Here is a 25,591-nt window from a genome sequence, read left to right as displayed (position 1 = left end):
TATTCGTTATCCGTGCCGCCCTCGGCGGTTTAGAAGTATGGATGTCCAAACGATAGTAAACAGGCGTTATCAGCTTTTAAATGAACAAAAAAGAATGTGTTATAACTTTCGGAAATAAACACCGGATTTACCGGGTGGGAAGCATTTAGACCAATTTCAGCAATGATTATCTACGAGACGCATATATGCTGGCTTACCTTCCGTAAAAGCGGTCATTTTTTCAGCATTTTATGCCGATATAGCCATCCTCACATCCAGACAACTTTACGTCTTGCTGTCCTGACATCCAAAAACGGTATTTATATTCCTTTCCGTTCTAAACGGCAGTGAATGGTTCTTTATTGAGAAAATTTCACCGCCCTATCATCCCGTCATGACATCCCGAAAGGAAAACATCATGACGATTTACCACTCCGTCACCGAACTGATTGGCCGCACGCCGCTGATCCAGCTGCATAAGCTTGATACCGGTCCCTGCTCGCTGTTTCTGAAGCTGGAAAACCAGAACCCCGGCGGCTCGATTAAAGACCGCGTTGCGCTGTCGATGATTAACGAAGCGGAACGTACCGGCCAGCTGCAGCCGGGCGGCACGATTATTGAGGCCACGGCGGGCAATACCGGCCTCGGCCTGGCGCTGATCGCCGCCCAGAAAGGCTACTCGCTGATCCTCGTAGTGCCCGACAAAATGAGCCGCGAAAAGATTTTCCACCTGCGCGCGCTGGGTGCTCAGGTGGTGCTGACCCGCTCGGACGTGAATAAGGGCCACCCCGCCTATTACCAGGATTACGCCCGGCGTCTGGCCAACGAGCTGCCCGGCGCGTTTTACATCGACCAGTTTAATAACGTGGCCAACCCGCTGGCGCACCGCACCACCACGGCACCGGAACTCTATGAACAGCTTGACGGCAAGATTGACGCCATCGTCGTCGGCGTCGGCTCAGGTGGTACGCTCGGTGGCCTGCAGGCGTGGTTCGCCGAGCACTCTCCGCACACGGAGTTTGTCCTGGCTGACCCGGCCGGATCCGTTCTCGCTGACCAGGTGGAAACCGGACGCTACCACGACGCGGGCTCCTGGCTGGTGGAGGGCATTGGCGAAGACTTTATTCCCCCGCTGGCCCACATCGAAGGGGTGAATCGCGCCTGGCGCATCTCCGACCGCGAAGCCTTCGCCACCGCGCGCGAGCTGCTGAAGACGGAAGGCATTCTGGCGGGCTCCTCCAGCGGCACGCTGCTGGCGGCGGCGCTGAAGTATTGCCAGGCGCAGACCACGCCGAAGCGCGTGGTGACCTTTGCCTGTGACAGCGGCAATAAGTATCTCTCGAAGATGTTTAACGACGACTGGATGCGCCAGCAGGGGCTTATCACGCGCCCTCAGGCGGGCGACCTCTCTGACTACATTGCCCTGCGCCATGATGAAGGCGCTACCGTCACCGCCGCGCCGGACGATACGCTTTCCACCGTACTGGCACGCATGCGTCTGTATGACATCTCTCAGTTGCCGGTCCTGGAGAACGGCAAGGTGGTGGGCATTATCGACGAGTGGGATCTGCTGCGGCATATCGGCGGCGACGGCGACCGCTTTGCCCTGCCGGTCACGGCGGCCATGACCCGTCAGGTGGAATTTCTCGATAAACGTGCCACGGAGAGTGCCCTGCACGCCATCTTCGACCGCGGTCTGGTGGCCGTCATTAACGACAATGACCGTTTTCTCGGTCTGATTACGCGCAGCGACGTCCTGACCGCGTGGCGCAATCGTCTACAGCAATAAAGGATTAAACGATGAAAAACCTGGCAACCCTGAGCGTCCACAGCGGCGCATTCAACGACCCGCACGGCGCCGTCATGCCGCCGATTTACGCCACGTCGACGTTTGCGCAACCGTCACCGGGCGAGCATACCGGCTATGAGTATTCCCGCAGCGGCAACCCAACGCGCCATGCGCTGGAAACCGCCATCGCCGAACTGGAAGGCGGCACGCGCGGCTACGCCTTTGCTTCCGGTCTGGCGGCCATCTCCACGGTGCTCGAGCTGCTGGATAAAGACAGCCATATCGTCGCCATTGATGACGTTTACGGCGGGACGTACCGCCTGATTGAAAACGTGCGCAAACGCAGCACCGGCCTGCAGGTCAGCTGGGTTAAGCCGGACGACCTGGCCGGGCTTGAGGCCGCCATTCGCCCGGAGACCCGCATGGTGTGGGTCGAAACGCCGACCAACCCGCTGCTGAAGCTGGCGGATCTGGCGGCCATTGCGGCGATCGCCCGTCGTCATAACGTCATCAGCGTGGCGGATAACACGTTCGCATCGCCGGTGATCCACCGTCCGCTGGAGTCCGGTTTCGATATCGTGGTGCACTCCGCCACCAAATACCTTAACGGCCACTCTGACGTGGTGGCTGGGCTGGCAGTGGTGGGAGATAATCCGGCGCTGGCGGACCAGCTTGGCTATCTGCAAAATGCGGTCGGTGGTGTCCTGGATCCGTTCAGCAGCTTCCTGACCCTGCGCGGTATCCGCACGCTTGCGCTGAGGGTAGAAAAGCACAGCAGCAACGCGCTGGAGATTGCGCAATGGCTGGCGCAGCATCCTCTGGTCGAAAAGGTATTCTATCCCGGCCTGGAATCACATCCGCAGTACCAACTAGCCCGCACGCAGATGGCGCTGCCCGGTGGCATGATTTCCGTCGTGGTAAAAGGCGATGCGCAACGCGCCACCGAGGTGATTCGCAACCTGAAGCTGTTCACCCTCGCGGAAAGCCTGGGCGGGGTGGAGAGCCTTGTGAGCCAGCCTTACAGCATGACGCACGCCTCGATTCCGCTGGAGCAACGGCTGGCAAACGGTATTGTGCCGCAGCTGATCCGCCTCTCGGTAGGCATTGAAGATCCAAAAGACCTGATTGCCGACCTCAGCCAGGCGCTGCAAAAATAAGCAAACGGCGGCAGGTCGCTCACCTGCCGCCAAAAGTTGTCATCATGGCTTAACGCCTTGATAACAATATTATGTGAAACGGCATTGATTAATTCTGAAACACCGTTTCCATTTTCCTTTTATCTTAAAATTAGCGTATAATGCGCGCCAAATCCCTGGTGAATGGTTTCAGCGCTTGGAATACAAAAAACAACGTACAACTTCTCCTCTCCTTCGTTGGGCTGTCACTCAGGCACACTTTCTTCTGCACGCTCATTTGATGTCTCCTATCCTTAGTGCGTGTCATATACTCTTTTGCAACACAGGTTTGACTCCGCGGCGGTGCGCCCCCGGAGCGAGATTTCCATATCCTTCCCAACTTAAAGACTAAGACTGTCATGAAAAAGACGAAAATTGTTTGTACTATCGGCCCGAAAACCGAATCCGAAGAGATGCTGAGCAAAATGCTGGACGCCGGCATGAACGTGATGCGTCTGAACTTTTCCCACGGTGACTACGCAGAACACGGTCAGCGTATCCAGAACTTGCGCAACGTGATGAGCAAGACCGGTAAAAAAGCGGCGATCCTGCTCGACACCAAAGGTCCGGAAATCCGTACCATCAAACTGGAAGGCGGTAACGACGTCTCTCTGAAAGCGGGCCAGACCTTCACCTTCACTACCGACAAATCCGTTATTGGTAACAGCGAAATCGTTGCGGTCACCTATGAAGGCTTCACCAGCGATCTGTCCGTGGGTAACACCGTGCTGGTCGACGATGGTCTGATCGGTATGGAAGTCACCGCTATCGAAGGTAACAAGGTTATCTGTAAAGTGCTGAACAACGGCGACCTGGGCGAAAACAAAGGCGTTAACCTGCCGGGCGTTTCTATCGCGCTGCCAGCACTGGCGGAGAAAGACAAACAGGACCTGATCTTCGGCTGCGAACAAGGCGTTGATTTCGTTGCGGCGTCCTTCATCCGTAAGCGTTCCGACGTGGTTGAAATTCGTGAGCACCTGAAAGCCCACGGCGGCGAGAAGATCCAGATCATCTCCAAAATCGAAAACCAGGAAGGCCTGAACAACTTCGACGAAATCCTCGAAGCGTCTGACGGCATCATGGTTGCTCGTGGCGACCTGGGCGTTGAAATCCCGGTTGAAGAAGTGATCTTCGCGCAGAAGATGATGATCGAGAAATGTGTTCGCGCGCGTAAAGTGGTTATCACCGCCACGCAGATGCTGGACTCCATGATCAAAAACCCACGCCCTACCCGCGCTGAAGCAGGCGACGTGGCGAACGCCATCCTCGACGGTACCGATGCAGTAATGCTGTCCGGTGAATCCGCGAAAGGGAAATACCCTCTGGAAGCGGTCGGCATCATGGCGACCATCTGCGAACGTACTGACCGCGTGATGACCAGCCGTCTGGACTTCAACAACGACAGCCGCAAGCTGCGCATCACTGAAGCAGTATGCCGCGGTGCGGTAGAAACCGCTGAGAAACTGGAAGCGCCACTGATTGTTGTTGCGACCCAGGGCGGTAAATCTGCGCGCGCAGTGCGTAAATACTTCCCGGATGCCACCATCCTGGCCCTGACCACCAACGAAACCACCGCACGTCAGCTGGTGCTGAGCAAAGGCGTGGTTGCGCACCTGGTCAAAGAGATCGCCTCGACTGACGATTTCTACATTCAGGGTAAAGCAATGGCTCTGGAAAGCGGTCTGGCGCAGAAGGGCGACGTGGTTGTAATGGTTTCTGGTGCTCTGGTACCAAGCGGAACAACCAATACTGCCTCCGTTCACGTGCTGTAATAATTCACGAACGAATTAAATTTGATAAAAAGCGCCCAATGGGCGCTTTTTTTATTCCCGGCATTAGCCAAATTCATTCAAAAAGCAAATCGGGTTTTTCTATTTAAATGCGATTTATCTAAGATGAATCCGATGAAAAATGCCTTTTTTTACATAGCTTTTTACTCAAAACGCACTGATTCGATGCTTCTTTGAGCGAACGATCAAAAATAGGCGTATTCCCATCAAAAAAATATTCTCAACCCAAAAAAGTTTGTGTAATACTTGTAACGCTACATGGAGATTAACTCAATCTAGAGGGTATTAATAATGAATCGTACTAAACTGGTACTGGGCGCGGTAATCCTGGGTTCTACTCTGCTGGCTGGTTGCTCCAGCAACGCTAAAATCGATCAGCTGTCTTCTGACGTTCAGACTCTGAACGCTAAAGTTGACCAGCTGAGCAACGACGTGAACGCAATGCGTTCCGACGTTCAGGCTGCTAAAGACGACGCAGCTCGCGCTAACCAGCGTCTGGACAACCAGGCTACTAAATACCGTAAGTAATAGTACCTGTTAATAAAATGGCGCACATTGTGCGCCATTTTTTTTGCCTGCGTCAAACTGCTACTGCGTTACCTTTTCCCCTTCCTCTTCTGCTACCGCAGCAGACACCCGGCTGTTCTGCACCGACAACACGCTATTGCTGGCCGACGGGCCGCTACCCGCGGATACGACAATCGGGATCCCGGCACGGCGCGCCAGGGCTTTATCAATTAACGCCTTATCGCTTCCGGCCTGAGAAACAAATGAGGCAAAGTCTGCCGAGTGGGTAATGGGCGAAATCTGCGGGTTCTCGCCCTCCACCTGCGCCAGCGGACGGTGGACCTCAATATAACGTTTACCGTCCGGCTCAACCGAGAATTTCACCGGCTCGTTGATGATCTGTACCCGCGTGCCGACCCGCACCTGTTCAAACAGGGCTTTAATATCCGGGGCGTTCATTCGCATACAGCCGGAACTGACGCGCAGACCTACGCTGTCCGGCGCGCTGGTGCCGTGAATAAGATATTCCCCATTACCAATTCCCAGACGCAGCGCATAGCGCCCCAGCGGATTATTTGGCCCCGCCGGGACGACGGGAGGCAATTTAATTCCCTGGGCCAGGGAACGCGCTCTGATGCCCGCCGTTGGCGTCCAGGTTGGATTAGGGATTTTTTGGCTGACGCGGGTGGTGCTCACCGGCGTTTCCAGCCCCAGCTGTCCGATGCCGAGCGGGAAGACCTGGACAATATTTTCTCCCGGCGGGAAGTAGTAGAGCCGAAGCTCGGCCAGGTTAACCACAATGCCTTCGCGCGGGGTATCCGGCAGCAACATCTGCGACGGGATCGTGATAACGGTACCCGGCGCCGGGTTTACTGGCGCAATGGTATTGTTCGTTTCAAGGATCACCTGCGCCGCCGTATTAAACCGACGGGCGATAGTCTGAAGCTTATTATCCCCTTCCTGTATCGTGTAGGTTTGATTTTGCCCGATCAGACGGCTGCCTGCGGGCGGCAACGGATAGTCCATCGCGCGGGCCGAATTAAACGTACCGAGCGAACTGAGGAGTAATAGAGTTATTAGAGACGCGCGCTTCATGCTGAGATTCCTTATTCACTGGCAGGATGCCAGAAAGCTGAAAAACCAGCGAGGCGGGAACCACCTCGCGAAACAGAATGAATGCTGTTCTGTAAGTCTAGCTAAGGATTGCAGCTTTGGCGCGAATGGCGCGAATCATCGCTTCCAGCCCCTGGGAGCGGGATGGGGTGAGGTGTTGGGTCAGGGCCATTTTTTCAAACCACGGGCGGACATCGAACGCGACGATATCCTGCGCCGACATCCGGTGGTAAAGAATAAAGACGACCGCAATCAGCCCTTTTACAATGGCCGCATCGCTGTCGCCGTGCAGGGCGATAGTGCCGTCGTCAGACTGCTCCATCACAATCCACACCTGGCTCTGGCAGCCCTGAATAATGTTTTCCGGGTTATGCGCCTCTTCTCCGAGCGGCGGCAGACGCTGCCCCAGCTCGATGATATAAAGGTACTTCTCTTCCCAGTTTGCACAGCGCCCAAAGTTGCGCAGCAATTTGTCTCTGTCCGGCAGTTCTGCCATCTTTTGCCTCTTCTTAGCCCAGCAGCTGGTGAATGCGCTTAAGCCCCGCCACCAGCCTGTCGACCTCTTCCATTGTGTTATACATCACCAGCGATGCGCGGCACATTGCCGGCACCTGGTAAAAAGCCATCAGCGGCATGGCGCAGTGGTGGCCGGTACGGACGGCCACGCCGTAATTATCGAGGAAGCTTCCCACGTCATAGGCATGGTGTTTCCCCAGGTTAAAGGCAATCACGCCCTGTCTGTCAGCCGGGCCATACAGGGTAAGGTCAGGCACGCTGGCAAGCTCCTGCAGCGCGTAGTGCATCAGCAGCTGTTCGTACTCCTGGATGGCGTCGAGGCCGATTGCGGAGACGTAAGACACCGCCGCCCCCAGGCCGATAATCCCGCCGGTGTTGGGGGTGCCCGCCTCGAAACGCCAGGGCGCGCGGGCGTAGGTCGTCCCTTCCGTCAGGCTGACGGTGGCGATCATCGATCCGCCCCCTTCCCACGGCGGCATCGCCTGCAGGATGTCCTCTTTCACATACAGCACGCCAATCCCGGTCGGGCCATAGAGCTTATGCCCGGAGAATACGTAGAAATCACACTCCAGCGCCTGCACGTCCACCGCGTGGTGCATCACCGCCTGCGCACCGTCAATCAGCACCTTCGCGCCGGCCTGATGGGCTTTTGCGATAATCTCTGTCACCGGGTTTTCGGTGCCCAGCACGTTAGAGACCTGGGTGACCGCCACCAGCCGCGTTTTATCGTCCAGCAGGGCGTCAAGCTGCTCCAGCTGCAGCGTGCCATCGTCGTTCAACGGAACGACCCGCAGCTGCGCGCCGACACGCTCGCAGAGCATCTGCCACGGCACAATATTGGCGTGGTGCTCCATCTGGGTGATGATGATGTTATCCCCCGCGCGCACCTGGGCGTTGCCCCAGCTGTTGGCGACGAGGTTAATCCCCTCGGTTGTGCCGCGCACAAATACCAGCTCTTCCGGCAGGCGTGCATTGAGGAAGGCTGCAATTTGCGTGCGCACGTTTTCCATGCGCTGGGTCGCCTCGGCGCTCAGGGTATGAATACCGCGATGCACGGCGGCGTAGCCGTGGCGGTAGAACTCGGCTTCCGCATCCACCACCTGATTCGGCTTCTGCGCGCTGGCCGCGCTATCGAGATAGGCCAGCGGCAGGCCGTTCACTTCACGGGTCAGAACCGGGAAATCGGCCCGCACTTTCTCTACGGGAAAACTCATGCTTCGCCTCCGGGCAGACGCTGACCAATGCGGGCCAGCACCTGCTGCTTCAATACGCCATCGTGCAGCGCTTCCGTAAGCTCCGCCGCAAAGGCGTAGATGATCATTTTCTGCGCCGCCTGCTGGTCGATGCCTCGCGAGCGCAGGTAGAACATCTGCTCGTCGTCGATCCGACCGACCGTCGCGCCGTGACTGCATTTTACGTCGTCGGCGTAGATCTCCAGCTGCGGCTTGGTGTCCACTTCCGCCAGGCGCCCCAGCAGCAGATTGTTGTTGGTCATCTGCCCGTCGGTTTTGATGGCGTGCTGGGCCACGTTAATCAGGCCGTTAAACACCGCCCGCCCTTTATCGCTGACGATGGTTTTGTGCAGCTGGCGGCTGTTGCAGTAGCCTTTGTTGTGCTCAAGCCAGGTGCGCGTGTCGCACACTTCTGCCTTCACCGGCATCGCCAGGCTGTTGATGCGCAGCGTAGTGTTTTCACCGTTAAGCTGCGTGCTGGTGTTGTGGCGCAGCACCGCGCCGCCGAGCAGGAAGCTGTGGCTGTACGCCGCGGCATCCTGGCCCAGCAGAAGATCGTTATGGGCAAAATGATGGCTCTGCGGATTCTCAAACGCCAGCTTAATGTGGTGAAGCTGCGCATTAGCGGCAACGTTCATCGTCAGCCGCGACCCGGTAAAATGGCGGGTCTCGTTGAGGCTGACGTAATGTTCGATTACCGTGGCCTCCGCCCCCTCCGCCAGCTCAAGGTGATGGCGATAGTGCGCGGTGTTGATCTCATCGCCCTCCACGCCCTGTGTGATGTGCATCAGCAGCAGCGGTTTTGCCGGACGCTGGTTACGCTTGACCTGAATATGCGTCACGCTGCGGGCCAGGCTCTCGGTCAGGTGGAGGAAGACTTCCGGCTGAACCGGGGTGCTCAGGCTCTGGCGGTCGTCGTTAATGACGATATCGAACCCGCTATCCCGGGCGTCATCACTCAGTTCTGGACGCCAGACGCCGTCGACAAAGACCAGACGCACCGCATCCACCGTCAGCGCCAGAGCGTCGCGCCGGACCGGGTCAATCTCCGCCAGACGCGTCACAAACTCGCCGTTCAGCAGGCCGTCGAGTGGGGTGTATTTCCAGTTCTCATGCTTCCGCGTCGGCAGGCCGAGGCGCAGCATCTGCTGCAGGTGCTGCTGCGCCTGCTCGGAGCGCGTATTACCCTGCTCCTCAAACAGCCGGTGCCACTGCTGGAGCGCATTACTGCTGTTCGGTAAGCCAGCCATAGCCCTGCTCCTCCAGTTGTTTAACCAGCGTAAAATCACCGGATTTCACAATACGTCCCTGGTAAAGCACGTGGACATAGTCCGGCTTGATGTAATCCAGAATGCGCTGGTAGTGGGTGACAATAATGAACGAGCGCTTGCCGTCGCGCAGGGAATTCACCCCGTCGGCGACAATCTTCAGGGCGTCGATATCCAGACCGGAGTCGGTCTCATCCAGAATGCACAACTCGGGCTCCAGCACCGCCATCTGCAGGATATCGTTACGCTTTTTCTCGCCGCCGGAAAAGCCGACGTTGACCGAGCGGGTCAGCAGGTCTTCCGGCATTTTCAGCAGTTTGATCTTCTCTTCCATTAGATCCTGGAAGTCGAAGCGATCCAGCGCCTCCTGGCCGCGATACTTGCGCACCGCATTCAGCGCCGTCTGGAGGAAAAACTGATTGCTGACACCCGGAATTTCCACCGGGTACTGGAAGGCCATAAAAATGCCCTCACCCGCGCGGTCTTCCGGCGACATCTCCAGAAGATCTTTGCCGTTAAATTCGACCGAGCCGCCTGTCACTTCGTAATCTTCGCGTCCCGCCAGCGTCGCTGAAAGCGTACTTTTCCCGGAGCCGTTTGGCCCCATGATGGCGTGAACTTCACCCGGCTTGACGTCAAAATTGAGACCGCGCAGGATCGCTTTCTCTTCCACGCTAACCTGTAAATCTTTAATACTTAACATGTGCTTTCCTTAACCGACGCTGTGTTCAAGACTAATGGCGAGGAGTTTTTGTGCTTCAACGGCGAATTCCAGCGGCAGTTCAGAGAACACGTCCTTACAGAAGCCGTTCACAATCATCGAAATGGCATCTTCTTCGCTGATGCCGCGCTGCAGGCAGTAGAAGAGCTGATCTTCCCCAATGCGCGACGTGGTCGCCTCGTGCTCCAGCTGAGCCGTGTTGTTGCGACACTCCACGTACGGGAAGGTATGCGCCCCGCAGTCGGCACCGATCAGCATAGAATCACACTGGGTGAAGTTACGCGCGTTGGTGGCCGTCGGCATGATTTTCACCAGCCCGCGATAGCTGTTCTGGCTATGCCCGGCGGAGATCCCCTTCGAAATAATCGTCGATTTGGTGTTTTTCCCAATATGGATCATCTTGGTGCCGGTATCGGCCTGCTGATGCCCGCTGGTCAGCGCCACCGAGTAAAACTCACCGATGGAGTTATCCCCGCGCAGAATACAGCTCGGGTATTTCCAGGTAATAGCGGAGCCGGTTTCCGACTGCGTCCAGGACATTTTGCTGTTTTCGCCTTCGCACAGCGCGCGCTTGGTGACGAAGTTCAGGATACCGCCGGTATTGCCGTCGCCGGGGAACCAGTTCTGCACCGTGGAGTATTTCACCTCGGCGTCTTTGTGAATGATGACCTCAACCACCGCCGCGTGCAGCTGGTAGCTGTCGCGTACCGGGGCGGAGCACCCTTCGATATAGCTGACGTAGCTGCCTTCGTCCGCTACCAGAATGGTACGTTCAAACTGTCCGGTTTTTTCGGCGTTGATGCGGAAATAGGTGGAGAGCTCCATCGGGCAGCGCACGCCTTTCGGCACGTAGATAAAGGTGCCGTCAGAGGCTACCGCGGCATTCAGCGCGGCGAAGAAGTTATCGTTGCTCGGTACCACTGTGCCGATGTACTTTTTCACCAGATCGGGATGGTCATGAATGGCTTCACCAAAGGAGCAGAAAATGATCCCCTGCTCGGCCAGCTTTTCACGGTAGGTGGTCGCCACCGAGACGGAGTCGAAAATGGCGTCTACCGCCACCTCTCTCCCCTCGCGCACGGGCACGCCCAGCTGGTTAAACGCCTCTTCAACTTCTTTGCTCAGGAAGCTGTTCTCGGCACCGGTCTGCTGAACCGCGCCGGGCTGCGAGGCGCAGGTATCGTCACAGCTGCCGCAGGAGGGCGCGGAGTAGTAGCTGTAATCCTGATAGTTCAGCTTGTCGTAGTGGGCTTTCAGCCAGTGCGGCTCTTCCATCTCCAGCCAGGCGCGGAATGCGCTCAGGCGAAATTCGAGCATCCACTCGGGCTCGTTACGTTTGGCCGAAATGGCGCGCACCACATCTTCATTAATGCCTTTCGCCAGCTCGTCGGTCTGCAGCTGCGTGAAAAAACCCTCTTTATAGTTGAGGTGTCCGCCGCTCCAGGTGTTTACATCACTCGTTGCTTCAGTATTACGAGACATAGTACCGCCTATACCCCAAAGCTTTCGCCGCAGCCGCATTCGTTCTGGGCTTTCGGGTTATGAAATTTGAATAACTGGTTTAAACCTTCCCGCACGTAATCCACTTCGGTTCCATCGATAAACGGCATAGCCTGCAGCGCGACGTACAGCTTTGCGCCGTCGGTTTCAAACACCAGGTCATCTTTTTCCGGTGCGGTGACGGTATCCAGCACGTAGCCAAAGCCCGCGCAGCCGGTCTGCTTAACGCCTAAGCGCACGCCGAGAATGTCAGGATTTTTTGCCACCAGCTCGTGGATATGCGCCGCCGCCGCAGGCGTGAGCGTTAATCCTCGCCAGGCAAAATCGGCAGGATTGAAGGTTTCTGAATGCAGTTCCATAGGTCCACCTCATCTGATTAGCCATCAGGGCATAACACCATGTTAGTGATAACGATTATCACTTCAACCCTCTGTCAGCAGGGGCATTCGGCTAAACCGCCCTTTTTGTCTACTTTTATTAAGCATAGACCCTGTGGCAGGATGCAGGCAGGATGGATTTAATTGTTCAATACTTTGAAAATTAATGGATTATCTGTTGGAGAAAACAGCGAAGAGAGGAAAAGTAAAATATGTATCGGAAATGCCTATTTTTGAGATAGCTTTTGTTCTGGAAGTGTCTAAAACAATAAAAGGCCCTCAAGGCCTCTGATTATTATTGGTGAAATGAAACGCTAAAACCCTGCTCACGCCAGTGGTCGAGCTGTTCCTGCTGACGCGGTGTTAGCGTTTTTCCCGTCCAGACGAAGATTTTTTGCCCCGGGAAAAGTTCAGGACGCGGAGAATCAATCGGGTCCGCCAGCACGTCAATGTGCCAGCCTTGCTGCGCCAGCCGCGCGGCTTCAAGCCAAAGATGGGTACGGTCATCGCATTCCCAGCCGATAAGCAACGCATCTTTACCCGCTTTCTTGCGCGACTCCGCCAGGCTTAGAACCGCGAATTCAATTAGGACGCCATCAAGCATGCTCGCCATGTGGCGTACAGTATTTTGATCCTGATTCATTCGCTGGCGGACGGGGGAAATGATGTTATCAATCAGCGCATCCATGGCATGCTCCCGGCGGAACTCACCGATTTTGGCGCGCAGCTTTGCCGGGCTGGCATAACGCAGAACGGTCATCATCTCTTCCTGGAACGAGACCCAGTTACCCTGAGTCAGGACTTCTTTATTTTCCAGCAAGGCTTTTACTTTTCCGACCGAAACGCCGCTTTTCATCAGGCGTTTGATCTCTTCAATACGCAGGATATCTTCATCGTCAAACTGACGATGACCCCCTTCGCTGCGCTGCGGCTTCAACAATCCATAACGTCGCTGCCAGGCACGCAGCGTAACGGGGTTGATACCGCATCGTTCGGCCACTTCGCCGATACTGTAATAGGCCATTAACTCCCTCACGCTCAGAACTTCCATACCTAACTACACCAACCTTATCAGATTGTACAAACCATTTGTATAACTAAGACCGCATTTTGCTCAGGTGAAAGGGGTCGTTCTCCCTTCACCTGTTAATACATTGTTGTCTAAAGTTTGCTTCTCGTACAGCTAAGTCTGCCGAATTTTGTACAGCTTTATCAAAAATCGAATTTCTTCTCCGGCCATGCAATCGCCGGAATTCCGCCATGCCGGGGGCTTGCAAACAGATGGCCCTGGAACTGGGAAATGCCCGCAGATTCCAGCCACATCCACTCTTCTGCCTTCTCCACGCCGACCGCGCAGAACTGAATTTCAAGCGAGGAACAGCATTTGATAATCGCCTGAATGATGGCCTGTCGAGGGCCACTTTTATGCACGTTCGCGACGAGATCGCGATTAATCTTAATTCTGTCGGGCTGGAATTGGGCCAGTAGCTGTAGTCCCGCAAAGCCGGCACCAAAGTGATCGATCGTCACGCTGATGCCTGCACTTTTTAGCTGTCTGACCGAATCCGTGAATTCATCAAAACGGGAAATGGCTTCGCTCTCGGTGAATTCCACCACAATTTGCTCAGGGACAAAACCGTTTGCTTCAATTGCGGTGAGCAAGAAATCAACGGCATTAGGAATGTTAACCAGCGTCATAGGCAGCAGGTTGAGGGATAACGTCTGGTTCTGCAACCCGAGTGCACTGGCCATTGAGAGTGCTACCTGCTTGCTGTGCAAATCAGAGGTATACACGTCGTCACGCGGCAGATTGGCGAAGTAGATCCCCGGAGCGCCGCCGTCAGGCGTGCGGAGAAGCGCCTCCCAGGAGACAACCTGCTGCATAAACGGATCGACTATCGGCTGGAAAGCAAAGCTGCAATCCGCTCCTTTCGCGATTACCTCGGGTTGCGCTGACAAGCGTGTTTCTTCGCGAACGAACTCCCAGGAATCCGCAGGCGGCAGTTCAAAATAGTTCGCTTTTTCCGTGGCCTCGACAAAGGTACGGAAAAACTGCAGCGGACGGTCATTGTAAGTCAGCTGATAGCGTGTTGTTCCCTTGTTCAGCACCTGTTGCAGCACCTCATTCCTGTCGAACTGGCGCAAATCAAAAAGCTCCATCCCCACCTTGCCAAAACGCCGGACGGGGCCGTGATCGCGCATCAGCTCGACTACGTTATGGTGTCGCGGGTCGTTGCAGATCTCCTCATAAATAGCAGAAACATGCTCCACTGGCCCCTCAAGCAACTGAAAAAAATGTGTGCCGTTAAACAACAAGATCCCCGTGACGTTGGCTTGCCGGTTTTTATTATTTGCAGCAGCGACCATAGCTTCCAGTGCTTTCACTGGAACGTCCTCGCAGATATGACTGCGGTAAATGATGGTTGTAAGCATGCGATTCCTGGGGGTTAAGGGTTTTGACCACAAAAACATGTGGAGAGACTTCTCTTATAGCACATTAATTGCCTCATAAATAATTTACATCTCAATCATTTACGCCCGCTAATGGCACTCTCACAAGTATTGTACAACTTAACAGCGGCCGTGCGTTTTGTACAATATATTCTGTAGCATTACCGTTTCATGAACAACAAACAACTAATTGAAAAATAGAGTTTTTATGAAATATATTCTGATTTTATTAAAAATTTGTACATTTTTAATGTACAGATTTGGAAAAAGTGTATACCTTAAATGTAACGTTACTGATTACAAAATTTTACAGGAGCGAAACATGCAGCAGAAAGGTTACGTCGCAGATTCCGCAGCAGCGATCGCACAGTACTTCGAAAAAGCCACGCTTCCCACCCAACAGGAAACGCTGGGTCAGGTCGTTGTTGAGATCCTTAGCGACGGGCGAAATCTCAATCGCAAATCGCTCTGTACCAAACTGTTAAGTCGCCTTGAAAGGGCCGAGGGCCCCGAAGAGGAACAGCATTACCATATGCTGCTTGGTTTGCTCTTCGAACGATAACGTGATGAACCGCAGTGACGCAGACAAACTGACCGATCAGCTGATTGGCGAAGCCGTTCTTTCTCTTTTGAGAGAGCGTGGCCCCGTTACAACTGAAGCTCTGGTTCAGCGTCTGCGGCAGATGAAAACACTTGAAAAGAATCCCCGGCGGCGGGAGACACTGGCGAAGGCGATTGCCGATATCGGATCAAAAAGCCTCGGATTAAAACGTCGCAGAACCGCGCAAGGACGAATAAGCAGAGAGGGACCTCTCAATGATAACAGAGGCAATGTAGTGTCGTTGTTTGGAAAGGGAAAGCCGTCCGATCCCAAAAAAATACATTGACTGCATTTTAACAGCTACGGTGAGAACAAATGAGACAAAATATTCAGCTTCAACCCGAATACCACTCTGCTTTTTTAGACAGTGCGCTGGCGGAATATTTCCGTCACGCAGGCGATCGTTTTGCTGAAGAGTCCGCTATTTTTTCTACTGCAGTACGCTGTGTTCTGGCCTCTGAAGGTCATATTTCCAATAAAGCGATCATCCTGTGGCTCATTCAGACGCTGGAAGCGACCAGAGACGTTGTGCAGGCGGATGTAATTCGTAAGACGCTTGAAATCGTTGTGGGCTACACCATGGATGACGTTTAAACGCCCTGTCATTCAGCGATCGTGTCATCGTCAGAATTGTCGAACAGGCTGACGATGACACCCCCCTCTCTTCATAACCCCCTGTAAAGAAGCATTATAAAGATGGCATGGTTTCTGCTTACTCCCTGTTACGGGACTGGGCTTACCAGTCATTTTGCTTCATTTCTTAACAGGTCTGTTATTGATGAAAAAGATCGCCAGCGTCTGCCCGTACTGCGGAGCAGGCTGTAAATTGAACCTTGTCGTTGAAAATAACCGTATCATCCGTGCCGAAGCGGCAGAGGGGGCCACAAACCAGGGCACCTTATGTCTGAAAGGATTTTACGGCTGGGACTTCCTCAACGATACCCGTCTTCTCACCCCTCGTCTCACCCAGCCCATGATCCGCTACCGCAAAGGCGAAGCATTCACCCCGGTGACCTGGGAAGAGGCTATCCGCTATACCGCCCGGAAGCTCAGCAGCATAAAAGCCCAGTTCGGCCCGCGTTCGATTATGACCACCGGGTCCTCCCGCGGCACCGGGAATGAAACCAACTACGTGATGCAAAAATTTGCCCGCGCGGTGCTGCACACCAACAACGTCGACTGCTGCGCGCGCGTTTGTCACGGTCCTTCCGTCGCCGGACTTCAGGAGACCCTCGGCAACGGTGCAATGAGCAACTCTATCAACGATATTGAACACTCCAAATGCCTGCTGGTATTTGGCTATAACTGCGCAGACTCCCACCCTATCGTCGCCCGGCGCGTGCTAAAAGCCCGTGAAAACGGCGCGAAAATCATCGTCTGCGACCCGCGCCGCATCGAAACGGCGCGCATTGCCGATCAGCATCTGCAATTGAAGAACGGTAGCAACATGGCGCTGGTAAACGCCTTTGGCTATGTACTTCTGGAAGAGGAGCTGTACGACAAGAACTACGTCGCGCGGTTTACCGAAGGACTTGAGGCCTATCGGCAGACGGTGAAAGAGTATGCCCCTGAGCGCGTAGAACACCTCACCGGCATCCCCGCCCGCGACGTTCGTCAGGCAATGCGCACCTTCGCGGCGGCCCCTTCCGCCACCGTAATGTGGGGAATGGGCGTGACCCAGTTTGGCCAGGCCGTCGATGTCGTCAAAGGGCTGTCCAGCCTGGCACTGCTGACCGGCAACCTCGGCCGCCCTGCCGTCGGTGTCGGTCCCGTGCGCGGGCAAAACAATGTTCAGGGCGCCTGCGATATGGGCGTTCTGCCGAATATGTTCCCCGGCTATCAGGATGTGACCGATCCGGCTGTCCGGCAGAAGTTCGCCGATGCCTGGGGGATTGACGTGAATAACATGGACGATCGCGTCGGAACGCGCATTACCGAAGTGCCTCACCTTGCGCTGGAAGGCAAGGTCAAAGCCTATTACATCATGGGGGAAGATCCGCTGCAGACGGAAGCCGATCTCGGCCTGGTCCGCAGCGGTTTCGAGGCGCTTGACTTCGTGGTGGTTCAGGACATCTTTATGACCAAAACGGCGGAAGTGGCGGACGTCCTGCTCCCTGCCACCTCATGGGGCGAACACGGCGGCGTTTTTACCTGCGCCGACCGGGGTTTCCAGCGTTTTGGCCAGGCTATTGAGGCCAAAGGCAACGTGAAGCGCGACTGGGAGATCATCAGCCTGCTCGCCACCGAGATGGGCTATCCGATGCATTACGACGATAACCAGCAGATCTGGGATGAAATGCGCGAGCTGTGCCCTCTCTTCTACGGCGTGACGTATGAAAAAATGGGCGAGATGGGCCACGTGCAGTGGCCGTGCCCGACGCTCGATCACCCCGGCACGCCGTACCTCTACAAAGATAATCAGTTCGATACCCCGAGCGGTAAAGGGCAGCTCTTTGCCGCACCGTGGCGCGCGCCGGCCGAGACGCCCGATGATGATTATCCGCTGGTACTCTGCACGGTACGCGAAGTTGGGCACTACTCCTGCCGCTCGATGACGGGTAACTGTGCCGCGCTGCAAAGCCTCGCCGATGAGCCGGGACGGGTGCAGGTGAATCCTGCCGATGCGGACAGACTAGGTATTAGCGACGGTCAACTGGTCTGGGTACGTTCGCGCCGGGGTAAAGTGATCACCCGCGCCAGCATTAGCGAGCGGATCAACGCCGGGGCGGTCTATATGACCTATCAATGGTGGATCGGGGCCTGCAACGAGCTGACGCAGGATAATCTCGACCCCGTCTCGAAAACCCCGGAAACGAAGTACTGCGCGGTGCAGCTGGAGGCGATTGAGGATCAGCGCTGGGCGGAGGACTATGCGGCGTCGGCGTATCAGTCCATGAAGTCGCGGCTGATGAGCGCGGCGAAAGTCTGAGGAACAGCGTAAATAGCATCAGGTTTACCCGGCACCAGAATGATCATCTTTTTGGCCGGGTAATTCCCTAATGAAACAGATCTAATGCATCACGAAACAAATTGGGGTTACAGCGCTTTTCAAGCAAGCGGTTCAGGAGCTCCAGCAATTCATGCTCACTGCTCAGGTTAAACTTATGCATAACCGCATACTTATGGGCATAGATCGTCTTTGGCGTAAGCATCATCTCCCTGGCTATGTTTTTGACGGATTCCCCCTTGAAAAGACCGGCCATAATATTGAGCTCACGCTGTGATAACGTTTTATGCTTACAGCTTAAACAGGCTTTTGAAAGGACAGGGATAACGGGCGCACTGTATGCACTCCAGGCCTGGCGCAATACCCTCTTCAACAGATAGAGTGACGCTGAGCGCGACACAAAAAAGGTCTGCTGAATGCAGAGCGGTAAAAACGATGACGATGGCTCTTCCGCTTCGGTAATACCAATTATGACGCATTTACGCGCACATTTTAATTCCGGGAAACAGGTATAATGTTCGCCCTTGCTGAACGCATAAACGATTATTTCCGCCCGAGCAATATTCTCCACATCATAGCCATTGAGAAAATTGACTTTTTTTGTATATTCATTGTTAAAAAAATCTTCAACAAATGACCTGAGGCTATGGTGATATAAAAAATCATCTTCTTTAATTAAAACATTTATCATTTATCAGACCGAGACATAATCGACACTCAACTTTTTTTCAGGCCAAAGAAATCCCTGCATTAAATTGCATCCAGTATTCTGAGCCAAAGAAAACAGTTCGTTATTTTCGATGCCTTCAATAAGCACCTGATCTACCATCATAGCGCAGTAGGCTATCATTGATTGTAAGGCCCGGGGAGTCAATCTGTTTTCCCACAAGCTCTTTTTATCTACTTTAACACCATCAAATATGCAAATACGTTCACCCAGCGGCGCTAAATGCTCACTTCTAACATCATCCAACCATATCTTTGCACCTGTTTTTTTTATTCTCTGATGCATTATATCAAAACTCTCTCGCTCTTCATTTGTTAGCAAAATAAAATTGCACGGATCTTGTACCTCAATAACGATACCAGAACGCAGGCTGGGCAATATTTCACTGACCAATTCTGATTGGCATAATAATCTTGCGGGGACGTTAATAAAATAGTCACCATCCTCTTCACACAGAGGAATTATACGCAACTGCCAGCGCAGCAAACGAGAGCTTGCACTTAAAGACATCTTTTCAAAAAACGTTTCGCAATCAATTCCCTGACGTAAGGTACTTAGCATCTCCCAAGCCTTTATCTTCTTTTCCTGTGAAGAATAGATAGGCTGGAACCGAACACCGCATATAGCATGCTCAAGCAAGGAATTAATCAACATGGATGTCTCAAACTTATTATTTTAAAAAAGATATTTCAGCCGTTACTGATAGGTAAAATCAACGTTCATTACTGACTGGAAAGTTCCAGCAGTGGAATTTCCCTGCGGCGTAAACATTCTCGCTGACAGGGGAAATGTCGAGCTGCGCGTACTGTTATCGACGTTGACCTGCATTGTGCTGTTTACGCTATATGTTGTCGCATGATCCCTGCTGGCGATACGTAATGCAACATTGTTGCTGGTTCCGCTGTTTTTCCATGCCGTGGGATCTTGCGTATCTGCATTACCGGTAAATTTGGCCGTTACGCTGCTGGTGCCTGTGGGACAATTTTGCACCAGCAGATCAAAGTCAGACCAGACGCCACCGTCACCGGCATTGATGAGATTTTGTTTTGTATCTTCCCCCAGATTGACCACTTTAGAAACGGTGCCCGTGTCAACGACACACGGGCTGGCAATGACCTGGCCAGTAACAATGATAGTGGAATCAGCGCAGGTAATTAAAGGGGCTGAACTCAGGAGGAAGGCAAATAAAAAGAGTTTATTATTCATATGATCTAGTCTTTATTGATAACTCATTGTAATAACTATCGCCGTATTAATTGAACCAGGCGTTGTATTACCATGAAGAGAATATGCGCCAACTTTAAACGCCATCGATGCTGTACGGTCACTCTGGACAGTTTTAAAGACTGTAGTGCCAGGACCTAAATAATCACCAGTTACGCCATCATACAAAACAACAGAGGCATTCCCTGCCGTACCTGAATTCTCATAAAGGTTAGGTGAGTCGTGGGATGCAAGACCACCAATATCTGCTCTGACAGTACTTGTGCCTGTTGGGCAGTTTGTGACTGTCAATGTAAACGGCACTGCAGTAGATGATGAGCCAGGAGCTGCGAGTGCTGTTGCCTGAATATTACCTAAATCAACATAAAGGCTGTTTGCTCCTCCGTTGACAATACAGGGTGACGCCACGATATTACCAGTCACGTTAATATTTACCGCATCTGCTGAATAAGACAAAATCGGTATCATTGCGGACAAGCTCAGGACTAAACATTTAATATTCACATTTATCCCCTTATTGATAGGTAATGTTCAACGTTGCTGTTGCATTTGCTGTTCCGGGTAAAACAGCTGATTTAGTCTGATAATAACGTGCCACGATTGGGAATGACTCCAACCCACCGCCAGATTGCTTAAGGAAAACAGTATTATTAAGATTGAGAGGTGTACCTCCATATAATATTTGCACCCCGACACCTTGCGCTACTCCCGGCCCCCCTTGACCCGATAAGGCTAAAACACTTGTATTGACCACATCAGGATTTTGCTGTCCACTCAAAGAAATATTGATATTTGCTCCAGGATTGCACGTTAGTCCGAGAGTCTGGGTAACCTGAGCATTGGCTGGCGTAGTACCTACTGTTGAACCAAAGCTTGTCGCGGGGATATTACCTATTGGGAAACTCAGCGATCCCGAAGAAGTACTACAAGAAAGTGTTGTAATGCTCCCTCCAGTAATATTCCATGTCGCGATGAAAAATTGGTTCGAAATAGATACGTTAGCAATTTGTCCACTGCGAAGTGCACCGGATACAGCGGGAGCGGTTGTCCTTACCAACTCAACTTTATACATATAAGACGCACTATAGCTGCCAATAGTGAACGACATTGGAAAGTAGTGGTGGAAACCGCCGCCTGTATCATTTTCTGAAACACGCACACCATAGCCACTCACGCCTATATCATAGAGGCTGTTCCCCAGAGAACTACCGCTCATCGCTTCCTGGTAAGTATTCGCAGAATCAGTACATGAGTAATTCACATTGTAAATACCCGATTGTGCAGCAACAACCGTTCCCGGCGCCACATCGCGCTGCGCAGTAATGTTACTAAAATTTAAATTAAAGTTTTGCGCAGAGATATTGTTTGTGCAGCCAGCAAAGCTTTCTACGGATATTAACGTCAAAATCAACAGCAAAAAAATTTTAAGCAGATTCATTTTGTTTCCTATCGACAAACAGTACTGACAACCGCAATGTTATTTTTAACATCGGAAGGTTTTAAAACGTATGAGGCTTTACACTGCTTATCACTACCCTCACCCCATTGCGCGATAAGGTCGACCTTCTCGCCTAAGCCTGTGAGATAAACCTGCCCATTATCGCCGACAATAAAGCCGCTATTTTTAATACCACCCACGCTGACAATCGCCCCAAAGGGAATGGGCTGTCCGTTACCGCGCAATAACGTAAACAATGCACGCTGACCAACGTTGGCAGTATATTCAGCGCGAACAATAGCTCCGCGAGTCGGCACAACGGTCCGGGTCGTGAGATCCAGTTCTACATCATCGGACATACTTTCTGGGTCGATTACGATATCGTTTTTACGGTAGACGTTGACGTTATTTACCGTTGTATATCCCCGATAGTCCGTTTTCGCGCCCGTTTGGTTTCGCACCGTCAGACCTTTCGCCCCAGGCACTTTAACCAGGACGTTCGTTTCACCCAGCGGTTGCGATAACGTCACACCGTCAGCATGCGCGATGACGCCACCCTGAATACCATAGTTCAGACGCTCATTATTCTGGTCGTAGCTGTACCCTGCCGTCACCTCACCATAGGTACCCTTGTAATCACCGTTTACGTTGCCGCTGTATCCGACATTATCGCTGCCATAGCCCTGCTGAACGTTCCAGTTCAGGGCATTGTTTTCCAGAGCGGTGCCGTTGATGCCAACCGTATGGGTCGTTCCGCTATTTTTACTGTTATTAACGCTGTAGTTTGCCCACGTCTGCGGCAGGAATTTATCCAGCGGCACGCTGATGTTAAACGCCACCATCCGGTCTTTGTCATAGCTCGTAGGATTACCGTAGGTACCAGGCGTCCCGTTACGCGTTGAGGTATACGTCAAACCGTAGCTGATGCCGTTCCAGAAATTGTTATACCCCAGACTCCAGGACTCCATCGCTCGCCCGGAGTTCCAGTAATCTTCGCGAACGGCGCTCACCATGATCGAGCCTAATGAACCGCCCAGAGACTGGTTCATCGTCAGCTCCATACGGTTACGACGTCTGTTTTGCATCACACCGTTATCGCCATATGAATCAAGCACTTCCTGCATACCGTAAAAGCCTTTAGTCGAATAGCGGTAGCCTGCAATAGCAAAGTTAGTGCCGGTGTCGACAAAGTTCTTACTGTAGCGTGCTCGCCAGGACTGTCCGCTATCGCTCGGCAGATTTTGTGGAGTGGACCATGCCTGAATGACGTCGACAGAAACTGCGCCGAGATCTCCCATGTTCTTACCCATACCGGCAGCGATCGACTGGTAGTGACTCGACGTTTGACCACCGCCGTACGCCGTTAAGCCATACGGTAAGCCATAGATGCCCGTAATTTGCGCAAACGGTGTCTTGTCTACGCTACCGTTATAGGAACGATATTGCCCACCCGTGACGGCGTACTTAAATCGCCCTTCTCGCTGCAGTACGGGCAGTGAGGCATAAGGAACGGTGAATTGTTGAATGCTACCGTCAGCCTCTTTAATTGTTACCTGCAGATCGCCTGCCCCCCCGGTCGGATACATATCCGTGATCTCGAAGGCGCCAGGCGCAACGTAGGTCTGGTAAATCTCATACCCATTCTGACGGACAATGACCTGCGCATTGGTACGCGCGATACCGCGCACGACGGGTGCGTACCCTTTGAGGGAGTCAGGCTGCATGTCATCATCTGAGGCCAGCTGCGCACCGCGGAACGGCATACTGTCAAAGACATCGGCAGGCGCAGTGCTGTCCCCAAGGGTCATCTGCGCTTTTAACAGAACGATCGCGCGCTGAGCGTAGGTATAAACGCTGTCCCATTTGTCCTTGCCATCTTCATCCCGTGACCAGGTCGTGTAATTGCGCAGACGCCATGGCCCAATGTTGATTCCCGGACGCAAATTAGCGTACTGCGTGTTGCTGGTATCACTGCTCCCGTTGCGCGAGCGGTTGTTGGCGCCACTCAGGCTGTAGTTGAGCAGCACAGCCGTGATTCCTTCATCCCACTGTTCTGGTGGAACGTATCCACGCGCCTGACGAGAAATGGCCGCCTGCGGGATGCTGATAAGCAGACGCTGTGCGCCAAACTGGAATTCAGTGGATCCGGAAGGTATCGCGTGCAGGTTTGCACAACGTTCGTTGTTCACCGCAAGCGCCGGAAAAAGCTCGGTTTTTACGCCCCACTCTTTAAGCTGCTCCACGGTCAGACAAGGTTCTAATTTCCCCTCATCATTGGGAGCACCAGAGGTTTTGAATTCGATATCGCGCGTATCAACAAGTTCGTTATCCAGCATCACATCGACGTGATAAGTTCCCGGCGCCTGCGAGCCCGCTTCAAACGCAGCGAGATCGGCTTTACCTCCATTTTGCGGATTATCGAGCTCAACCAGGTCCGGGTTGAAGTAATCACGCGCCATGGCATTCTGCATTGAGCCAGCAAGGGCAAATGCAATCAGTAAAGCCAATCGCGCAGGTTTAAAATTATTATATTCCCTTACTATCATCATTCACGTCACCTTGGAAACGACATTCCAAAACCAATTATTTTCACAAGCTTGCGCTTTGCACGTCACTCACCGCTCCATAATCATTAATGACTTTATAATTAACAGAGGTTGAGTTAGCGCCAGCAGGTAGCGTGAAATTCATTGATTCCCCAGGAAGTACATACGAAACATTTTCAATTTTTTTACCGCCCAGACTGATTTCATTAAAGTTAATGACATAGCTGGTTGGGTTGGTAACCTGAAGTTGATTACCATTTCGACGCCAGGTTAACTGATGACTCAACTCCTGCGGCTGCTGAGACTTTAAGCCTGCAGGACGGTATATCAGCTTAATGCGCGTTTTAATCGCTATTTGCAGCGTATTATCTTTTTTGGGCGCTGACGGTATCGCTTTAATATTCAGCCAGTAGAGACTTTCCTTATCCTGCGGCAAGTTGCCGGTCACCACGACACGCTCAATGTTTTGCTGACCGCCATCGAGTCGATACAACGGAGGGGTAATAATAAAAGGAGCTTTCTCAGCGCCACCATTTAATGTCTCAACCCATGACTGAATAAGATACGGCGTCTTATCCGGGTTGTTAACATCAATGGAAGCTTCTTTTTTATTGCCATCATAGACGACACGCGTTCCGCCAATAATAACACCCGCATTGGCGGCGGACACGCTTGCTGAAATCACTGCCCAGGCAATTAAAGTTTTGCTAAGAAAATTCATTTTACACCTCGATAAAAAAGGGCCGTATACCGGCCCTCATATATTTTTCCGGTCAGGAAGATTACTGGTAGCTAACGGAGAAGTTCGCTACACCGTTTGCTGGACCTACGCCAACAGTTGCAGACGTTGCTTCGTACTGAGCAAAGAAGTCCAGCGTGTTTGGTACAGTTTCAGCCAGGCTGTAAACGTGGGAGTTAACGCCCGCCAGCGGCAGGTCCTGGCTGTCAGCCGTCATCAGGTTAATAGCAACGCCCGTTGCGCCACCGGTTACAGCCAGCAGGTTGGAGTTTGCTGGGTCCGCAGAGCCGTCAAACTTGATGGTTGCGCCTGTTACGGTTGCCGGGCAGTCGGTCAGCACGATTGAGAATTTAGTCGCAGCAGTTTTATCGCCAGCAGCGGTAAATTCAGATTTGCTGTAACGGCCCAGATCAACGGTCTGGTTTACAGAACCCGCGTCAACGGTGCACGCTGCATCGATGATTTCACCGGTGAAATTAACGGTACCAGCAGAAGCGAATGCATTAGACATGGTCAGAGCAGCAGTCGCAGCGAAAGCAGCAGCAATAATATTCTTTTTCATGATTTGATTTCCTTAATAACTTTATAAATTACCGAAATTTAGGCAGCAACATCCAGATGGATTTAGGCCATTTATTTTTTGCGCCAGATATCTCATTTCCAACGTGCAGTAAGCAGAACGCAAAGATATTTATTCGATAACTTTGTTTTCACCCTCTCACTTGCTGAAGCGAAATTTACAGAAGTTTAATTTTTTCGACAATTGGTTTTTAGCCCAACAGTAGACTTTAATCTTAACTATTCTTTAACACGTAAAATTTGTTTAATTGGGCCATTTCAAATTATTAAATATTTGTTAATGGTCGAGTCCATTATGAAATCAACCTATTATTTATTTATACTCCCCTCGGATAGATAATCTCTGACGCATCTTTTGACAAACATAAAGAG

At 52.7% G+C, this 25,591-nt stretch carries 25 protein-coding genes; 8 read left to right on the top strand and 17 right to left on the bottom strand.

What is annotated here, in order from left to right:
* Positions 1-397: 397 nt before the first annotated feature.
* The 4 genes from IM313_RS00770 to lpp all read left to right on the top strand — a co-directional run bounded on the left by IM313_RS00770 (position 398) and on the right by lpp (position 5,261).
* Entirely contained in the window at positions 398-1,768 is a 1,371-nt protein-coding gene (locus IM313_RS00770) for a cystathionine beta-synthase (RefSeq protein ID WP_192970961.1), read from the top strand.
* An 11-nt stretch (positions 1,769-1,779) separates the two neighbouring features.
* Entirely contained in the window at positions 1,780-2,925 is a 1,146-nt protein-coding gene (locus IM313_RS00765; RefSeq protein ID WP_049000819.1) for a PLP-dependent aspartate aminotransferase family protein, read from the top strand.
* A gap of 377 nt (positions 2,926-3,302) precedes the next feature.
* The gene (gene pykF, locus IM313_RS00760; protein WP_049000817.1) at positions 3,303-4,715 is read left to right on the top strand and encodes a pyruvate kinase PykF; all 1,413 of its coding nucleotides are present in this window, start codon (positions 3,303-3,305) and stop codon (positions 4,713-4,715) included.
* Positions 4,716-5,024: 309 nt separating this feature from the next.
* Positions 5,025-5,261 (top strand): murein lipoprotein Lpp, encoded by a 237-nt coding sequence (gene lpp / locus IM313_RS00755; RefSeq protein ID WP_001082307.1) that lies wholly within the window; start codon positions 5,025-5,027, stop codon positions 5,259-5,261.
* A 60-nt stretch (positions 5,262-5,321) separates the two neighbouring features.
* On the opposite strand, the gene IM313_RS00750 is transcribed toward lpp, so the two are convergent.
* The 9 genes from IM313_RS00750 to IM313_RS00710 form a co-directional block, all read right to left on the bottom strand.
* Positions 5,322-6,335: a L,D-transpeptidase family protein gene (locus IM313_RS00750; protein ID WP_192970960.1), complete on the bottom strand. Its 1,014-nt coding sequence runs from the start codon at positions 6,333-6,335 to the stop codon at positions 5,322-5,324.
* A 97-nt stretch (positions 6,336-6,432) separates the two neighbouring features.
* On the bottom strand, positions 6,433-6,849 hold the full coding sequence (gene sufE / locus IM313_RS00745) for a cysteine desulfuration protein SufE (protein ID WP_028012869.1): 417 nt from the start codon (positions 6,847-6,849) through the stop codon (positions 6,433-6,435).
* A 13-nt stretch (positions 6,850-6,862) separates the two neighbouring features.
* Positions 6,863-8,083, bottom strand: coding sequence for a cysteine desulfurase SufS (gene sufS, locus IM313_RS00740; RefSeq protein ID WP_192970959.1), 1,221 nt, complete (start codon positions 8,081-8,083; stop codon positions 6,863-6,865).
* Positions 8,080-9,351 (bottom strand): Fe-S cluster assembly protein SufD, encoded by a 1,272-nt coding sequence (gene sufD / locus IM313_RS00735; RefSeq protein ID WP_192970958.1) that lies wholly within the window; start codon positions 9,349-9,351, stop codon positions 8,080-8,082. The genes sufS and sufD overlap by 4 nt, the downstream gene beginning before the upstream one ends.
* Positions 9,326-10,072: a Fe-S cluster assembly ATPase SufC gene (sufC, locus tag IM313_RS00730; RefSeq protein ID WP_041910384.1), complete on the bottom strand. Its 747-nt coding sequence runs from the start codon at positions 10,070-10,072 to the stop codon at positions 9,326-9,328. The genes sufD and sufC overlap by 26 nt, the downstream gene beginning before the upstream one ends.
* A gap of 9 nt (positions 10,073-10,081) precedes the next feature.
* Positions 10,082-11,572, bottom strand: a complete 1,491-nt coding sequence (gene sufB, locus IM313_RS00725) for a Fe-S cluster assembly protein SufB (protein WP_028012865.1) — start codon at positions 11,570-11,572, stop codon at positions 10,082-10,084.
* A gap of 8 nt (positions 11,573-11,580) precedes the next feature.
* Positions 11,581-11,949 carry a Fe-S cluster assembly scaffold SufA gene (gene sufA, locus IM313_RS00720; RefSeq protein ID WP_041910386.1) on the bottom strand — a complete coding sequence of 123 codons (369 nt, stop codon included), beginning with the start codon at positions 11,947-11,949 and terminating at the stop codon, positions 11,581-11,583.
* 313 nt (positions 11,950-12,262) lie between these two features.
* Positions 12,263-12,991 carry a MerR family transcriptional regulator gene (locus IM313_RS00715; protein ID WP_049000802.1) on the bottom strand — a complete coding sequence of 243 codons (729 nt, stop codon included), beginning with the start codon at positions 12,989-12,991 and terminating at the stop codon, positions 12,263-12,265.
* A 188-nt stretch (positions 12,992-13,179) separates the two neighbouring features.
* Positions 13,180-14,400: a diguanylate phosphodiesterase gene (locus IM313_RS00710; RefSeq protein ID WP_028012862.1), complete on the bottom strand. Its 1,221-nt coding sequence runs from the start codon at positions 14,398-14,400 to the stop codon at positions 13,180-13,182.
* A gap of 340 nt (positions 14,401-14,740) precedes the next feature.
* On the opposite strand from IM313_RS00710, the gene ycgZ reads away from it, so the two are divergent.
* The 4 genes from ycgZ (at position 14,741) to fdhF (ending at position 17,948) form a co-directional block, all read left to right on the top strand.
* Positions 14,741-14,980, top strand: coding sequence for a regulatory protein YcgZ (ycgZ, locus tag IM313_RS00705; protein WP_028012861.1), 240 nt, complete (start codon positions 14,741-14,743; stop codon positions 14,978-14,980).
* A 4-nt stretch (positions 14,981-14,984) separates the two neighbouring features.
* A complete protein-coding gene (locus IM313_RS00700; RefSeq protein WP_192970957.1) occupies positions 14,985-15,305 on the top strand; it encodes a hypothetical protein in 321 nt (106 codons plus the stop codon).
* Positions 15,306-15,334: 29 nt separating this feature from the next.
* A complete protein-coding gene (locus IM313_RS00695; RefSeq protein WP_047368383.1) occupies positions 15,335-15,613 on the top strand; it encodes a biofilm development regulator YmgB/AriR family protein in 279 nt (92 codons plus the stop codon).
* A gap of 184 nt (positions 15,614-15,797) precedes the next feature.
* Positions 15,798-17,948, top strand: a complete 2,151-nt coding sequence (gene fdhF / locus IM313_RS00690; RefSeq protein ID WP_192970956.1) for a formate dehydrogenase subunit alpha — start codon at positions 15,798-15,800, stop codon at positions 17,946-17,948.
* Between the two features lie 67 nt (positions 17,949-18,015).
* Here fdhF and IM313_RS00685 read toward each other — a convergent pair whose 3' ends face one another.
* From IM313_RS00685 to IM313_RS00650, 8 genes are all read right to left on the bottom strand, one after another.
* Positions 18,016-18,657 carry a LuxR C-terminal-related transcriptional regulator gene (locus IM313_RS00685; RefSeq protein ID WP_192970955.1) on the bottom strand — a complete coding sequence of 214 codons (642 nt, stop codon included), beginning with the start codon at positions 18,655-18,657 and terminating at the stop codon, positions 18,016-18,018.
* Positions 18,658-18,660: 3 nt separating this feature from the next.
* Complete coding sequence (locus IM313_RS00680; RefSeq protein ID WP_047368380.1) at positions 18,661-19,347, bottom strand: EAL domain-containing protein; 687 nt, start codon at positions 19,345-19,347, stop codon at positions 18,661-18,663.
* Between the two features lie 42 nt (positions 19,348-19,389).
* Positions 19,390-19,899, bottom strand: a complete 510-nt coding sequence (locus IM313_RS00675; RefSeq protein WP_192970954.1) for a fimbrial protein — start codon at positions 19,897-19,899, stop codon at positions 19,390-19,392.
* A 12-nt stretch (positions 19,900-19,911) separates the two neighbouring features.
* The gene (locus IM313_RS00670) at positions 19,912-20,421 is read right to left on the bottom strand and encodes a fimbrial protein (RefSeq protein ID WP_126326128.1); all 510 of its coding nucleotides are present in this window, start codon (positions 20,419-20,421) and stop codon (positions 19,912-19,914) included.
* A 10-nt stretch (positions 20,422-20,431) separates the two neighbouring features.
* Complete coding sequence (locus tag IM313_RS00665) at positions 20,432-21,355, bottom strand: spore coat protein U domain-containing protein (RefSeq protein ID WP_192970953.1); 924 nt, start codon at positions 21,353-21,355, stop codon at positions 20,432-20,434.
* 8 nt (positions 21,356-21,363) lie between these two features.
* Positions 21,364-23,904, bottom strand: coding sequence for a fimbria/pilus outer membrane usher protein (locus IM313_RS00660; RefSeq protein ID WP_226837180.1), 2,541 nt, complete (start codon positions 23,902-23,904; stop codon positions 21,364-21,366).
* A 40-nt stretch (positions 23,905-23,944) separates the two neighbouring features.
* Positions 23,945-24,622: a molecular chaperone gene (locus IM313_RS00655; protein ID WP_192970952.1), complete on the bottom strand. Its 678-nt coding sequence runs from the start codon at positions 24,620-24,622 to the stop codon at positions 23,945-23,947.
* Positions 24,623-24,683: 61 nt separating this feature from the next.
* Positions 24,684-25,202 (bottom strand): fimbrial protein, encoded by a 519-nt coding sequence (locus IM313_RS00650; RefSeq protein WP_028012852.1) that lies wholly within the window; start codon positions 25,200-25,202, stop codon positions 24,684-24,686.
* Positions 25,203-25,591 lie beyond the last annotated feature (389 nt).

The sequence above is a fragment of the Enterobacter cloacae complex sp. P2B genome, assembly GCF_014895985.1.
Classification (GTDB): domain Bacteria; phylum Pseudomonadota; class Gammaproteobacteria; order Enterobacterales; family Enterobacteriaceae; genus Enterobacter; species Enterobacter bugandensis.
The sequence above is the reverse complement of the archived record's forward strand: the minus strand, read 5'-3'. Positions and strand labels throughout refer to the sequence as shown.